Source organism: Streptomyces sp. NPDC001056 (genome assembly GCF_053598955.1).
In genome coordinates, this window is the sequence record NZ_JBSFLI010000001.1 from 1 (window position 1) to 14,262 (window position 14,262).

The following is a 14,262-nucleotide window of genomic DNA, read 5'->3' on the forward strand; positions in this document are numbered from 1 at the left end:
CCCTCGGCCCCATCGCCAAACCCAAGCGCATCCTCCCCGTCGCCGAACTCCCCAAGACCCGCTCCGGCAAGATCATGCGCCGACTCCTCCGCGACATCGCCGAAAACCGCCAACTCGGCGACGTCACCACCCTCACCGACTCCGGCGTCATGGACCTCATCCAGTCCAAACTCCCCGCCACCCCCAGCGACGACTGAGCCGTACGACGGAAACGGGGCGCCCGGCAGCGGCACGCAGCCGCCGGGCGCCCCTTCCGCATGCCCTGGCCCACGTGCACCTCCCGCCTTTCCCTCCCGGGAGAATTTAGGTAAAGTAAGCAAAGCGTCAAAACCGCAACAAGATCCACACGGGTGTGCCGGGAAGTCTGGTCGGCAGGTAAGCCGTCCTGTCCGATCCCGGAGGTCCCCGCCGTGACCGCGCCCCGCACCCCGCGTCCCGCCCGCAAGGCCCTCGGACGCCTGTCCCTGCCCGAGCGGACCATCGTCGCGGACGCGCTGCGCACCGAGACCGTCGGCGGCGTTCTCCTGCTGATCGCCGCCGTGACGGCCCTGGTCTGGGCGAACGTCCCGACGCTGCGCCACAGCTACGAGGCGGTCAGCCACTTCACCTTCGGCCCCGCCGCCCTCGGCCTGGACCTGTCGATCGCCCACTGGGCCGCCGACGGCGTCCTCGCGGTCTTCTTCTTCGTCGCCGGCATCGAGCTCAAACGCGAACTGGTCGCCGGGGACCTGCGCGACCCCAAGGCGGCCGTGCTCCCCGTGGTGGCCGCGCTGTGCGGCATGGCCGTACCCGCGCTCGTCTACACCGCAACCGCCCTCACCGGACACGGCTCCACCCAGGGCTGGGCAGTGCCCACCGCCACCGACATCGCCTTCGCGCTCGCCGTTCTCGCGGTGATCGGCACCTCGCTGCCCAGCGCCCTGCGTGCCTTCCTGCTCACCCTCGCCGTCGTCGACGACCTCCTCGCGATCCTGATCATCGCGATCTTCTTCACCGACCGGCTGAACCTCGCCGCGCTCGGCGGCGCCTTCCTCGGCCTCGCCGTCTTCTGGCTGCTGCTGCGCAAGGGCGTGCGCGGCTGGTACGTGTACGTGCCGCTCGCGGTCGTCAACTGGGCGCTGATGTACAACAGCGGCGTGCACGCCACCATCGCCGGTGTGGCCATGGGCCTGATGCTGCGCTGCACCACCCGCGAGGGCGAGCGGCGTTCGCCCGGCGAGCGCGTCGAGCACCTGGTGCGGCCGTTGTCGGCCGGGCTCGCCGTACCGCTGTTCGCACTGTTCAGCGCGGGCGTGACGGTGTCCGGGCGGGCGCTCGGCGACCTGTTCACACGGCCGGAGACCCTCGGCGTGGTCCTGGGCCTCGTGATCGGCAAGGCGCTCGGCATATTCGGCGGCACCTGGCTGACCGTCCGCTTCACCCGCGCCTCCCTCAGCGAGGACCTCGCCTGGGCGGACGTCTTCGCGGTGGCCTCGCTCGCCGGCATCGGCTTCACGGTCTCGCTGCTCATCGGCGAACTGGCCTACGACGGGAACGCGCTCCTCACCGACGAGACCAAGGCCGCCGTCCTCGCCGGATCGCTGATCGCGGCGGTGTTCGCCACCGTGCTGCTGAAGATACGCAACACCAAGTACCGCAGGCTGTGCGAGGCCGAGGACCGCGACGACGACCTCGACGGCGTCCCCGACGTCTACGAGGAGGACAACCCGGCGTACCACCTGCGCATGGCCGAGATCCTGGAGCGCAGGGCCGCCGAGCACCGGCGGATCGCCGCAGAGCGGGCGGCCGCCGAGGGCGACGGGCTTGCGGAAGTACCGGGCGGGGCAGGCGAGGAACACGGCCGTCCGGCATGATCTGACGAGACGGTACAAATCAAGACGGTGACCAAGGGCAGGGCGGCGGCACGCCCGCGCGGCCCAGGGCCACGGAAAACTCGTGAGGGAGAACGCGATGAGCGCACCCGACGGCAGCCCGGTCGGCGCCGAACGCAGCATCGGCCAGCTGTTCGCCTCGGCGACGACCGAATTGTCGGCGCTGGTGCACGACGAGATCGCGCTGGCCAAGGCACAGCTCAAGCAGGACGTGAAGCGCGGCGCGACCAGCGGTGGCGCGTTCTCGATGGCCGGCGCGGTCCTGGTCTTCTCCCTGCCGATGCTCGACTTCGCCCTGGCGTACGGCATCCGCACCTGGACCCACTGGAACCTGGCGATCTGCTTCGTGCTGTCCTTCGCGGCCAATGTGCTGGTCGCCGGCCTGCTCGCGCTGATCGGCGTGGTGTTCGCGAAGAAGGCCAAGAAGGGCCGGGGCCCGCAGAAGGTCGCCGCCTCGATGAAGGAGACCGCGAGCGTGCTGCAGAACGCCAAGCCGCACCCGCGCCCGGAGCTTCCCGAGGATCGCAGCCCCGCGGCCATCGAGGCTGTGGCACGCTCGTCGTCATGACGGACCCCGCTCATCCCTCGCTGGTACGGATCGACCTGCCCGGACACCCGGTGATCCACCGGGACGTCGCCGCGAACGGCGCCCGCTTCCACATCGCGGAGCTCGGCGACGGCCCCCTGGTGCTGCTGCTGCACGGGTTCCCGCAGTTCTGGTGGGCCTGGCGGCACCAGTTGGTCGCGCTCGCGGAGGCCGGCTACCGGGCGGTGGCCATGGACCTGCGGGGCGTCGGCGGCAGCGACCGCACGCCGCGCGGCTACGACCCGGCCAACCTCGCCCTGGACGTCACCGGCGTCGTCCGCTCCCTCGGCGAGCCGGACGCCGCGCTCGTCGGGCACGACCTCGGCGGCTATCTGGCGTGGACGGCGGCGGCCATGCGCCCCAAGCTGGTGCGGCGGCTCGCGGTGGTCTCGATGCCGCACCCGAGGCGCTGGCGCGCGGCCATGCTGCGCGACGCCCGGCAGACGGCCGCCAACTCCTACATCTGGGGCTTCCAGCGGCCCTGGATCCCGGAGCGCCAACTCACCGCGGACGGCGGAGAGCTGGTGGGCCGTCTGATCCGCGACTGGTCCGGGCCGCGCCGGCCTGAGGGCGAGGCGGTGCTCGCGTACCAGCGCGCCATGTGCATCCCCTCCACCGCGCACTGCTCGGTCGAGCCGTACCGCTGGCTGGTGCGCTCCCTGGCGCGCCCGGACGGCGTGCAGTTCTACCGCAGGATGAAGCGGCCGGTGCGGGTGCCCACGCTGCATCTGCACGGTTCACTCGATCCGGTAAGCCGCACGCGCAGCGCCGCCGGTTCCGGGGAGTACGTCGAAGCGCCGTACCGCTGGCGGCTGTTCGACGGTCTCGGGCACTTCCCGCACGAAGAGGACCCGGTGGCCTTCTCGACGGAGCTGATCAACTGGCTGAAGGACCCCGAGCCCGACCGGTGACGGGTGACGGGACCGACGCGTGGAGTGTCCGGTTCCTCGCTGCTTGTCCCCCGTTCGGCCACATGCCCGCCGCATAGGCCAATTGGCCGCCGTCCAAGCGGTTATCGACCTTGGGGCGGGGGCACACGGAGGGGTATGGGCTGGACGCACGACTACAGTGACGCACCCCGCAACCGCCGCTCGGCCGTGGGCCTGAGCACGCCTCAACGAGGCACCCCGCAACTCGCGGAAGGCGACCTGCGGGTGGGAATCCCACGCATCCTCCGCCGCCGGGCCCGCTGGGTCTCGGTGCGCCTGCGTCACCCGCGCGGCTGAACGGCTCGCCGGCGGTTCGGGTTCACAGCGCGCAGCTGTCCGTACCCACCTGTTCGTTCGCCGCGCGACCGCGCGCGATGTCCGGGCGGATCTCGTCCGCCGTCAGCGCGTAGCCGGTCTCGGCGTCGTCCAGGGACTTGGCGAACACCACCCCGTACACCCTGCCGTCAGGGGTGAGCAGGGGTCCGCCGGAGTTTCCCTGGCGGACGGTCGCGTACAGCGAGTAGACGTCCCGGCGGACGCTGCCGCGGTGGTAGATGTCCGGGCCGTTGACCGAGATGCGCCCGCGCACGCGGGCGGCGCGCACATCGTACGAGCCGTTCTCCGGGAAGCCGGCCACGATCGCGCCGTCGCCGCCCGCCGCGTCCGGCGCGGAGAACTTCAGGGCGTCCGCCTTGAGGTCCGGTACGTCGAGTACGGCGATGTCGCGCTTCCAGTCGTAGAGCACCACCTTGGCGCCGTACCGCCGGCCCACGCCGCCTATCTGCACGGTCGGCGCGTCCACGCCGCCGACGACGTGCGCGTTGGTCATCACGCGGCGGTCGGCGAAGACGAAGCCGGTGCCCTCCAGGACCTTGCCGCAGCTCTGGGCGGTGCCGGTGACCTTGACGATGGAGCGCTGGGCGCGGGTGGCGACCGGGCTGCCGGCGAGGGCCGGGTCCGGCGGCTGGACGTCCCTGATCGGCTCGTCCGAGAACGGGCTGAAGACCTGCGGGAAGCCGTTCTGCGCGAGGACGGAGGAGAAGTCCGCGAACCAGGTGTCGGCCTGCGCGGGCAGCGCCCGGGAGACCCCGAGCAGCACCTTGGAGCCGCGTACCTGCTTGCCGAGGGTCGGCAGGGTGGTGCCCGCCAGGGCGGAGCCGATCAGCCAGGCGACCAGGAGCATCGCCACCACGTTGACCAGGGCGCCGCCGGTGGCGTCCAGGGCACGGGCCGGGGACCAGGTGATGTGCTTGCGCAGCTTGTTGCCCAGGTGGGTGGTCAGGGCCTGGCCGACGGAGGCACAGACGATGACCACGACCACGGCCACGACGGCGGCGGTGGTACCCACCTCCGCGCTGCCGGTCACCGCGTCCCAGACCACGGGCAGCGCGTACACCGCCGCGAGGCCGCCGCCCAGGAAGCCGATCACCGACAGGATGCCCACGACGAAGCCCTGGCGGTAGCCCACGACCGCGAACCACACGGCCGCCACCAGCAACAGGATGTCCAGCACGTTCACCGCTTCAGGCCCTCGCCTACTCCATTCCGCTTCCCGCGGCTCGGACGAGGCGTCCGGCCCGCCCCCACGGGGACAGAGGGACCCAGCGTCCCCGGGAAAGAGACAGCACGGGGATCACCCTGTCATGAGCTCCAGTCGAGCGGGGCCAGCTTTTCCCGGTCCCAGGGGCGCTCCCAGCCCGCGAAGTGCAGCAACCGGTCGATGACCCCCGCCGTGAAGCCCCACACCAGGGCGGATTCGACCTGGAATGCCGGACCACGGAACCCGCTGGGGTGGACGACCGTGGTGCGGTTGGCGGGGTCCGTGAGATCCGCCACGGGGACCGTGAACACCCGCGCCGTCTCGTTCGGGTCCACCGCCCCGACCGGGCTGGGCTCGCGCCACCAGCCGAGCACGGGCGTGACGACGAAGCGGCTGACCGGGATGTAGAGCCGGGGCAGCACGGCGAAGAGCTGCACGCCCGAGGGGTCGAGTCCGGTCTCCTCCTCGGCCTCGCGCAGGGCCGCCCGCAGCGGGCCCTCGCCGAGCGGATCACCGTCCTCGGGGTCGAGGGAGCCGCCCGGGAAGGACGGCTGGCCCGCGTGCGAGCGCAGCGAGCCGGCGCGCTCCATGAGCAGCAGCTCGGGACCGCGCTCGCCCTCGCCGAACAGGATGAGCACGGCGGACTGCCGGCCCGAGCCGTTCTCCGGCGGCAGGAAGCGGCTGAGCTGGAGCGGCTCGACGGTCTCCGCCGCGCGCACCACCGGGTCCAGCCAGTCCGGCAGCCCCTGACCACTCAGCGTCACCGCGCCGTATCCCGTCTCACTGGCCCGCGTCATCGTCGCCCACCCCCGTCGCTCTGCCCCGTCCAACGCCGAGGCCGTCGAGATCGTTCCGTCACGCGGCCCCCAGGGGCGGCGCCGGCCTGCCGCCCGCGTCCAGGTACGCCTGCGGCGGCTTGAGCCGCTGGCCGGGCAGGCCGCCCTTCTCGTACTTCAGCAGCTTCTTCGCCTTCTCCGGGTCCGTCTCGCCCTCGCCGTAGGCCGGGCAGAGCGGGGCGATCGGACAGGCGCCGCAGGCGGGCCTGCGGGCGTGGCAGATGCGGCGGCCGTGCCAGATGACGTGGTGGGACAGGTCGGTCCAGTCGCTCTTGGGGAACAGCGCGCCGACCGCGGCCTCGATCTTGTCCGGGTCGGTCTCCTCGGTCCAGCGCCAGCGCCGCACCAGCCGCTGGAAGTGCGTGTCCACGGTGATCCCGGGCCGCCCGAAGGCGTTGCCGAGCACGACGAAGGCGGTCTTGCGACCGACACCGGGGAGCTTGACCAGGTCCTCCAGCCGGCCGGGCACCTCACCGCCGAAGTCCTCGGCCAGCGCCTTGGACAGCCCTATCACCGACCTGGTCTTGGCCCGGAAGAACCCGCAGGGGCGCAGGATCTCCTCGACCTCCTCCGGGTTGGCGGCGGCCAGGTCCTCGGGGGTGGGGTAGCGGGAGAAGAGCCCGGGGGTCGTCTGGTTGACGCGCAGGTCGGTGGTCTGGGCCGACAGCACGGTGGCGACGAGCAGCTGGAAGGGGTTCTCGAAGTCCAGTTCCGGGTGGGCGTAGGGGTACACCTCGGCCAGCTCGCGGTTGATCCGGCGGGCCCGGCGGACCAGGGCGGTCCGGGACTCCTTCGCCGGGGGCGTCACGGCGACCTTCTTCGCGGGCGCGGCCTTCTTCACGGAGACCGATCCGCCGGCGGCCGCGACCTTCTTGGCCGGGGTGACCTTCCGGGCGGAAACGGGCTTCTCGGCGGAATCGGGCTTCCCGGCAGCGGTCGCCTTCCCGGCGGAAGCCGGCTTCCCGGCGCGGGCCACTTTCCCGGCGGGCTCGCCGGCCGGTGCGGCCTTCTTCGCGGAAGGTGCCTTAGCGGCGGACGCCGCCTTCCCGGCGGATGCCGCCTTCCCTGCGGAACCCGTCTCTTCCGTCATTTCCGCCTTTTTTCTGCTTTTCCCACTGCCTCCGGGGCCCTGTTCGCCCACAGCGGAATCGCGACGTACAACCACCCGCTAAGCCCCCTTGGCCTGTGCTCTCACCGGCGATTTGGACACCCGGCCAGCCTAGAGCCCGGCGCCCGCATCCGCCCCGGACCCCGAAGATCGGTCCCCGATTGGACCCCTGACGCTTACCCGGGCACACCGGTGCGGCATCCTTGTGACAGATCACACTGTTTGGACCGTCCGGCAAAATGAGAACACGGTCCCCGGGCACACGGGGGAACAAGATCCCCTGAGCAGGTCGACAAGGAGATAACTCGTGGACGACGTTCTGCGGCGCAACCCGCTCTTCGCGGCGCTCGACGACGAGCAGGCCGCGGAGCTTCGCGCCTCGATGAGCGAGGTCACCCTCGCCCGCGGCGACTCCCTGTTCCACGAGGGCGACCCGGGCGACCGCCTGTACGTCGTCACCGAGGGCAAGGTCAAGCTGCACCGCACCTCCCCCGACGGCCGCGAGAACATGCTCGCCGTCGTCGGTCCCGGCGAGCTGATCGGCGAGCTGTCACTGTTCGACCCGGGCCCGCGTACCGCCACCGCCACCGCGCTGACCGAGGTCAAGCTGCTCGGCCTCGGCCACGGCGACCTCCAGCCCTGGCTGAACGCCCGCCCCGAGGTGGCCGGCGCCCTGCTGCGCGCCGTCGCCCGCCGACTGCGCAAGACCAACGACGCCATGTCCGACCTGGTCTTCTCCGACGTCCCCGGCCGCGTGGCGCGCGCCCTGCTCGATCTGTCCCGCCGCTTCGGCGTGCAGTCCGAAGAGGGCATCCACGTCGTCCACGACCTCACCCAGGAGGAGCTGGCCCAGCTGGTCGGCGCCTCCCGCGAGACCGTCAACAAGGCCCTGGCGGACTTCGCCCAGCGCGGCTGGCTGCGCCTTGAGGCGCGGGCGGTCATCCTGCTGGACGTGGAGCGGCTCGCCAAGCGCTCCCGCTGACACCGGGACGGCACTCGGGGCACGCCTCTTCGGACGCGCCCCGGGGCCGACCCCCGGCAGGCCGTCGGCGCCCGCTGCCGAAAACCAGCTGCCCCGCACCGGGGCGCACGGCAGAGTGGCCCCATGCCCGCCCCACCCCGCCCCCACGGACTCGACCCCCACGGCTTCATCGCGCGTGAGGGCTCCCTCGACCGCGTGCCCGGCGCCTTCCAGCCGGTCGTGGCCGCCGTACGGGACCGGTTGCCGGACGTCTTCGGAGCGCGGTTGGACGGCGCGTACCTCTACGGGTCGATCCCGCGCGGCACCGCGCGCGTGGGCCGCAGCGACCTGGACCTGCTCGTCGTCCTGCGCGCGGAGCCGACCGACGCCGACCGTGCGCTCACACGCGCCCTCGGCGAGGCCCTGGACCGCGAGTTCCCGCAGATCGACGGGGTCGGGACACTGCTCTACGGCCGGGAGCGGCTGCTGGGCGAGCAGGAGCGGTACGACATGGGCTGGTTCGTGGCCTGTCTGTGCACGCCGCTGCTCGGCGACGACCTGGCCGAACGGCTGCCCCGCTACCGCCCCGGCTCCCTGCTCGCCCGCGAGACCAACGGCGACCTCGCCCGGCTGCTGCCCCGCTGGCGCGAGCGGATCGCGGCCGCCGCGGACGACGAGGCGGCCCGGCGGCGCCTGGTGCGCTTCATGTCCCGGCATCTCGTCCGTACGGGCTTCACGCTCGTCATGACCCGCTGGAACGGCTGGACGAGCGATCTGCGCGAGATGGCCGAGGTCTGCGGGGCGTACTACCCCGGGCGGGCCCCGCAGCTGCTCAGGGCGGCGGAGTACGGCCAGGAGCCCGTGGGCGACCCGTACGTGCTCCAGAGCCATGTGGACGACCTGGGCCCCTGGCTCGCCGCCGAGTACGCGCGCGTGCACGGCGTGAAGAGCCCGCGAGCGCAGGACGCCCCCTAGATCAGGCCGTGCTCGCCGAGGTACTCCAGCTGCGCCCGCACCGAGAGCTCCGCCGCCGGCCACAGGGAGCGGTCGACGTCGGCGTAGACGTGGGCCACGACCTGGGCGGCGGTGTGGTGGCCGTTCTCGACGGCGGTCTCCACCTGGGCGAGCCGGTGGGCGCGGTGGGCCAGGTAGAACTCCACGGCGCCCTGGGCGTCCTCCAGGACCGGACCGTGGCCCGGCAGGACGGTGTGCACGCCGTCGTCCACCGTGAGGGAGCGCAGCCTGCGCAGGGAGTCCAGATAGTCGCCGAGCCGCCCGTCGGGGTGCGCCACCATCGTCGTGCCGCGCCCGAGGATGGTGTCGCCGGTCAGCACCGCCCGGTCGGCCGGGAGGTGGAAGGACAGCGAGTCCGAGGTGTGCCCGGGGGTCGGTACGACCCTCAGTTCGAGGCCGCCGACGGTGACCACATCGCCCGCGGCCAGGCCCTCGTCGCCGAGGCGGAGCGCCGGGTCCAGGGCACGCACCCGGGTGCCGGTCAGCTCCGCGAAGCGGCCCGCGCCCTCGGCGTGGTCCTCGTGCCCGTGCGTGAGCAGGGTCAGGGCTATCCGCTTGCCGGCCCTCTCCGCGGTGTCCACGACCGCGCGCAGATGGCCGTCGTCCAGCGGGCCCGGGTCGATCACCACGGCGAGGTCCGAGTCCGGCTCGGCGACGATCCAGGTGTTGGTGCCGTCCAGGGTCATCGCGGAGGCGTTGGGCGCGAGGACGTTGACGGCCCGCGCGGTCGCGGGTCCGGAAGCGACCGCGCCCCTGGGCTGGCCCGGCAGCGCGCTTGCGTCGGTCATGCGCGGCCTCCACCGGTCGCGTCGGCGGCCTGGGACCGCGTCGTGACGTGCTTGGTGAACTCCTCGTGCCCCGGCCAGGACAGCACGATCCCGCCGTCCTGGAGCCGGGCCGTCGCCTGTACCGGCGTGAGGTCGCGCGCGGCCGCGGCCGCGAGGGCCTCGGCGGCGGTGCCGTACGGCAGCAGCTCACGCAGCGCGGCGATGGTGGGCGGCATCATCAGCAGCTCGCCCCGGTCGTACCCGGCGGCGGCCTCGGCCGGGCTGATCCACACCGTGCGGTCGGCCTCCGTGGAGGCGTTCCGGGTGCGCTGCCCCTCCGGGAGGGCGGCCGCGAAGAACCAGGTGTCGTAGCGGCGCGACTCGAACTCCGGGGTGATCCAGCGCGCCCAGGCGCCGAGCAGGTCCGAGCGCAGCACCAGGCCGCGCCGGTGCAGGAACTCCGCGAAGGACTGCTCGCGCGCGACCAGGGCGGCGCGGTCCGCCTCCCATTCGTCGCCGGTGGTGTCGCCGACGACCGTGTCCGGGTCGGGGCCGGCGAGCAGGACGCCCGCCTCCTCGTACGTCTCCCGGACCGCCGCGCAGACGATGGCCTGGGCGCCGGTCTCGTCCACCCCGAGCCGCTCGGCCCACGACGCGCGCGAGGGGCCCGCCCAGCGGATCCGGGTGTCGTCGTCGCGCGGGTCGACGCCGCCCCCGGGGTACGCGTACGCGCCTCCGGCGAAGGCCATGGAGGCGCGTCTGCGCAGCATGTGGATGACCGGTCCGGCTCCGGTGTCCTTCAGCAGGAGCACCGTCGCCGCGCGCTTGGGGAACACCGGGGTGAGGGTGCCGTCCGCGAGCGCGCGGATGCGGTCCGGCCACTCCGGGGGGTACCACTGACCGTTCGCCATGGCCGGAGGCTATCCCGTGTAGGGCGAATGTTCGAGAGGTGCCGGAGGTGCCGGGCGGCTCGGGCGGGCTACGGGACCAGCTCGACCTGGACCTCGACCTCGACCGGCGCGTCCATCGGGAGCACCGCGACGCCGACCGCGCTGCGGGCGTGCACGCCCTTGTCGCCGAGGACCTCGGCGAGCAGCTCGCTGGCGCCGTTGATCACACCGGGCTGCCCGGTGAAGTCGGCCGCGGAGGCGACGAACCCGGTGACCTTGACCACGCGCGCGATCCGGTCCAGGTCGCCGACCACGGACTTCACGGCCGCCAGCGCGTTCAGCGCGCAGATGCGGGCCAGGCCCTTGCCCTCCTCGGCCGTGACCTCGGCGCCCACCTTGCCGGTGACGGGCAGCTTGCCCTCGACCATCGGCAGCTGGCCCGCGGTGTAGACGTACACGCCGGACTGCACGGCCGGCTGGTACGCGGCCAGCGGCGGTACGACCTCCGGCAGGCTCAGGCCCAGTGCGGCCAGCTTCTCCTCGACCGCGCTCATGCCTGCTTCTCCCGCTTCAGGTAGGCGACCAGCTGCTCGGGGTTCGGCCCGGGGACGACCTGGACGAGCTCCCAGCCGTCCTCGCCCCAGTTGTCCAGAATCTGCTTCGTGGCATGGACGAGCAGCGGCACGGTTGAGTATTCCCACTTGGTCATGGGCCGACTGTATCCGCTGTGACCGATCACTCCCTCGTCGTCTCCCCGTTATCCACAGCCTCCCGCGTGACGGTCGGCCGGACTGGTTAGTCTCGAAGACGTGAGCAGGCTCCAGGTCGTCAGCGGCAAGGGCGGGACCGGAAAGACGACGGTCGCCGCCGCACTCGCGCTGGCCCTCGCGACCGAGGGGAAGCGGACGCTTCTCGTGGAGGTCGAGGGCCGGCAGGGCATCGCACAGCTCTTCGAAACGGAGGCGTTGCCGTACGAGGAGCGGAAGATCGCGGTCGCTCCCGGGGGCGGGGAGGTGTACGCACTGGCCATAGACCCCGAACTGGCCCTTCTGGACTACCTCCAGATGTTCTACAAACTGGGCGGCGCGGGCAGAGCCCTCAAGAAGCTCGGCGCCATCGACTTCGCCACCACCATCGCGCCCGGCATCCGGGACGTCCTGCTCACCGGCAAGGCGTGCGAGGCGGTGCGCCGCAAGGACCGCGGCGGCCGGTTCGTCTACGACTACGTGGTCATGGACGCGCCCCCGACCGGCCGCGTCACCCGCTTCCTCAACGTCAACGACGAGGTGGCGGGCCTGGCGAAGATCGGCCCGATACACAATCAGGCACAGGCCGTGATGCGGGTCCTCAAGTCGCCGGAGACGGCGGTGCACCTGGTGACGCTGCTGGAGGAGATGCCCGTCCAGGAGACCGCCGACGGCATCGCCGAACTGCGCGCCGCCCGGCTGCCGGTGGGCCGGGTCATCGTGAACATGGTGCGGCCCGAGGTGTTGGACGCCGCCGACCTGGAACTCGTACGGACGGTGGACCGTTCCGCCCTCGCCCGGTCCCTGTCGGCCGCCGGCCTCGGCGGGGCACGGCGCGGCGGCAACGCGGAGAAGCTGGTGGACCCGCTGCTGGCGCAGGCCGCGGAGTACGCCGAGCGCCACACGCTGGAGCAGGAGCAGCGCTCGGCGCTCGGCGAGCTGGGCCTGCCCCTGCACGAACTGCCGCTGCTGGCCGAGGGAATGGACCTGGCGGGGCTGTACGAACTCGCCGCCGAGCTGCGCACGCAGGAGGTGTCATGACAGCCGAGGACCAGGGCGAGGCCGAGGGGCGCGAGACGGCACCCGAGGGCCATGGCGGGGCCGAGGGCCATGGCGGGACCGAGGGCCATGGCGGGACCGAGGGTCTTGGCGGGACCGAGGGTCTTGGCGGGGCCGAGGGGCGGGAGGCGGCGGCCCGGCGGCTGGTCTCCTCCCGTGTGCTCGATGTCGACGCGCTGCTGGACGACCCGAAGACGCGCATCGTGGTGTGCTGCGGCTCCGGCGGCGTCGGCAAGACGACGACCGCGGCCGCCCTGGGCCTGCGCGCGGCCGAGCGGGGCCGCAAGGTGGTCGTGCTCACCATCGACCCGGCCAGGAGGCTGGCCCAGTCGATGGGCATCGACTCCCTCGACAATGTGCCGCGCCGGGTGAAGGGCAGCGAGGGCGACGGCGAACTGCACGCCATGATGCTCGACATGAAGCGCACCTTCGACGAGGTCGTGGAGGCGCACGCGGACCCCGAGCGGGCGGCCGCGATCCTGGCGAACCCCTTCTACCAGTCGCTCTCGGCGGGCTTCGCGGGCACGCAGGAGTACATGGCCATGGAGAAGCTGGGCCAGCTGCGCGCGCGGGACGAGTGGGACCTGATCGTGGTCGACACCCCGCCCTCCCGCTCGGCCCTGGACTTCCTGGACGCCCCCAAGCGGCTCGGCTCCTTCCTGGACGGCCGGCTGATCCGGCTGCTCACCGCCCCCGCCAAGCTGGGCGGCCGCGCGGGCATGGCGTTCCTGAACGTCGGGATGTCGATGATGACCGGCACCCTGGGCAAGCTCCTCGGGGGTCAACTCCTCAAGGACGTCCAGACGTTCGTGGCCGCGATGGACACCACCTTCGGCGGCTTCCGCACCCGCGCGGACGCCACGTACAAGCTGCTCCAGGCGCCCGGCACCGCGTTCCTGGTGGTGGCGGCGCCGGAGCGGGACGCGCTGCGCGAGGCCGCGTACTTCGTGGAGCGGCTGGCCGCCGAGGACATGCCGCTGGTGGGCCTGGTACTCAACCGGGTGCACGGCAGCGGCGCGGCCCGGCTGTCGGCCGAGCGGGCGCTCGACGCCGCGGAAAATCTTGCCGACCCCGGCATTGTGGATCAGGGGGAAGGGAAAGCTGGACTTCGTAACTCTCCCGACGCGTACGGCAGTTCACAACCTCCCGCGGCCGAGGCCGCAACCGGTACCAGCGCTTCCGACGAAGGCTCCCCCGCCGACGAGGAACGTTCCGTCGACCGGCTCGCCGCGGGTCTGCTGAGGCTGCACGCCGAACGCATGCATCTGCTGGCACGCGAGCAGCGCACGCGTGACCGCTTCACCGCCCGCCATCCCGAGGTGGCGGTGGTCGACGTACCCGCGCTTCCCGGCGATGTGCACGACCTCACGGGCCTGCGCGACATCGGCGACCGGCTCGCGACGGGCACACCCACGGAGCGCCCGGCGGAACCGTCGTAGGAGCGGGTCCGTCACGGCCACAGCCGGAGCCCGGCACCGCGGAAGCGAAGGAGCCGCGGACGCCCGGGGCTCCTGGCCGAACCCGGGGCGCAGCGGACGTGTGCCCGGTCAGCTCACGGCCGCGTAGTTCTCGTACACCTCGTCGCTGTCGAGGGGCACGAACCCGGTGCCGCGCTCGTACTCCGAGCGGGCGGTCTCCAGCAGTCTGCGCCAGGAGGTCACGGTGGGCCGCCGGCGCAGCAGTGCGCGCCGCTCCCGCTCCGTCATGCCTCCCCACACGCCGAACTCGACGCGATTGTCCAGCGCGTCCGCCAGGCACTCGGTGCGTACCGGGCATCCGGTGCACACCGCCTTGGCTCTGTTCTGCGCTGCTCCCTGAACGAACAGTTCATCCGGATCGGTAGTGCGGCAGGCAGCCTGCGCACTCCAGTCGGTTACCCAGCCCATACCGGCGCCGTCCTCTCCCGAATCGAGGCTCCCCCACGGCGGCAGCGGCATATTCACCGCAGCCAGTTG

17 protein-coding genes are annotated in these 14,262 nt (G+C 72.5%); 9 read left to right on the forward strand and 8 right to left on the reverse strand.

Annotated features, from left to right (window positions below):
* From ACWDD7_RS00005 to ACWDD7_RS00025, 5 genes are all read left to right on the forward strand, one after another.
* Positions 1–197: hypothetical protein (locus ACWDD7_RS00005; protein WP_450455308.1), on the forward strand; the 197-nt coding region annotated here is incomplete at its 5' end.
* A 213-nt stretch (positions 198–410) separates the two neighbouring features.
* Entirely contained in the window at positions 411–1,853 is a 1,443-nt protein-coding gene (nhaA, locus tag ACWDD7_RS00010) for a Na+/H+ antiporter NhaA (protein WP_450455309.1), read from the forward strand.
* Positions 1,854–1,950: 97 nt separating this feature from the next.
* A complete protein-coding gene (locus tag ACWDD7_RS00015) occupies positions 1,951–2,439 on the forward strand; it encodes a phage holin family protein (protein WP_450455311.1) in 489 nt (162 codons plus the stop codon).
* On the forward strand, positions 2,436–3,368 hold the full coding sequence (locus ACWDD7_RS00020) for an alpha/beta fold hydrolase (RefSeq protein ID WP_450455312.1): 933 nt from the start codon (positions 2,436–2,438) through the stop codon (positions 3,366–3,368). Before ACWDD7_RS00015 ends, ACWDD7_RS00020 begins: the two co-directional genes overlap by 4 nt.
* Before the next feature lie 135 nt (positions 3,369–3,503).
* Positions 3,504–3,683, forward strand: coding sequence for a hypothetical protein (locus ACWDD7_RS00025; RefSeq protein ID WP_392215530.1), 180 nt, complete (start codon positions 3,504–3,506; stop codon positions 3,681–3,683).
* Between the two features lie 22 nt (positions 3,684–3,705).
* Here the strand turns inward: ACWDD7_RS00025 and ACWDD7_RS00030 are convergent, their stop codons facing one another.
* The 3 genes from ACWDD7_RS00030 to nth form a co-directional block, all read right to left on the reverse strand.
* Complete coding sequence (locus ACWDD7_RS00030) at positions 3,706–4,905, reverse strand: MarP family serine protease (RefSeq protein ID WP_351876664.1); 1,200 nt, start codon at positions 4,903–4,905, stop codon at positions 3,706–3,708.
* A gap of 122 nt (positions 4,906–5,027) precedes the next feature.
* A complete protein-coding gene (locus ACWDD7_RS00035) occupies positions 5,028–5,723 on the reverse strand; it encodes an NUDIX hydrolase (RefSeq protein ID WP_285557060.1) in 696 nt (231 codons plus the stop codon).
* A 58-nt stretch (positions 5,724–5,781) separates the two neighbouring features.
* Entirely contained in the window at positions 5,782–6,852 is a 1,071-nt protein-coding gene (gene nth / locus ACWDD7_RS00040; RefSeq protein WP_450455315.1) for an endonuclease III, read from the reverse strand.
* 325 nt (positions 6,853–7,177) lie between these two features.
* Between nth and ACWDD7_RS00045 the strand changes: the two genes are divergently transcribed.
* Together ACWDD7_RS00045 and ACWDD7_RS00050 are read left to right on the forward strand one after the other, a co-directional pair.
* A complete protein-coding gene (locus ACWDD7_RS00045; protein WP_014674022.1) occupies positions 7,178–7,852 on the forward strand; it encodes a Crp/Fnr family transcriptional regulator in 675 nt (224 codons plus the stop codon).
* A 123-nt stretch (positions 7,853–7,975) separates the two neighbouring features.
* Positions 7,976–8,806, forward strand: coding sequence for a nucleotidyltransferase domain-containing protein (locus ACWDD7_RS00050; RefSeq protein ID WP_450455317.1), 831 nt, complete (start codon positions 7,976–7,978; stop codon positions 8,804–8,806).
* Here ACWDD7_RS00050 and ACWDD7_RS00055 read toward each other — a convergent pair.
* From ACWDD7_RS00055 to ACWDD7_RS00070, 4 genes are all read right to left on the reverse strand, one after another.
* Entirely contained in the window at positions 8,803–9,633 is an 831-nt protein-coding gene (locus tag ACWDD7_RS00055) for an MBL fold metallo-hydrolase (RefSeq protein ID WP_450455319.1), read from the reverse strand. The genes ACWDD7_RS00050 and ACWDD7_RS00055 overlap by 4 nt on opposite strands.
* Positions 9,630–10,523 (reverse strand): NUDIX hydrolase, encoded by an 894-nt coding sequence (locus ACWDD7_RS00060; RefSeq protein ID WP_450455321.1) that lies wholly within the window; start codon positions 10,521–10,523, stop codon positions 9,630–9,632. The genes ACWDD7_RS00055 and ACWDD7_RS00060 overlap by 4 nt, the downstream gene beginning before the upstream one ends.
* Positions 10,524–10,591: 68 nt before the next feature.
* On the reverse strand, positions 10,592–11,056 hold the full coding sequence (locus tag ACWDD7_RS00065) for a RidA family protein (RefSeq protein ID WP_351876670.1): 465 nt from the start codon (positions 11,054–11,056) through the stop codon (positions 10,592–10,594).
* Entirely contained in the window at positions 11,053–11,211 is a 159-nt protein-coding gene (locus tag ACWDD7_RS00070) for a DUF4177 domain-containing protein (RefSeq protein WP_018547934.1), read from the reverse strand. The genes ACWDD7_RS00065 and ACWDD7_RS00070 overlap by 4 nt, the downstream gene beginning before the upstream one ends.
* 100 nt (positions 11,212–11,311) lie before the next feature.
* Between ACWDD7_RS00070 and ACWDD7_RS00075 the strand changes: the two genes are divergently transcribed.
* On the forward strand, positions 11,312–12,289 hold the full coding sequence (locus ACWDD7_RS00075; protein WP_450455324.1) for an ArsA family ATPase: 978 nt from the start codon (positions 11,312–11,314) through the stop codon (positions 12,287–12,289).
* Positions 12,286–13,746 (forward strand): ArsA family ATPase, encoded by a 1,461-nt coding sequence (locus ACWDD7_RS00080; RefSeq protein ID WP_450455325.1) that lies wholly within the window; start codon positions 12,286–12,288, stop codon positions 13,744–13,746. Before ACWDD7_RS00075 ends, ACWDD7_RS00080 begins: the two co-directional genes overlap by 4 nt.
* Before the next feature lie 108 nt (positions 13,747–13,854).
* Here ACWDD7_RS00080 and wblA read toward each other — a convergent pair whose 3' ends face one another.
* Entirely contained in the window at positions 13,855–14,193 is a 339-nt protein-coding gene (gene wblA / locus ACWDD7_RS00085; protein ID WP_285557034.1) for a transcriptional regulator WblA, read from the reverse strand.
* Positions 14,194–14,262: the final 69 nt, after the last annotated feature.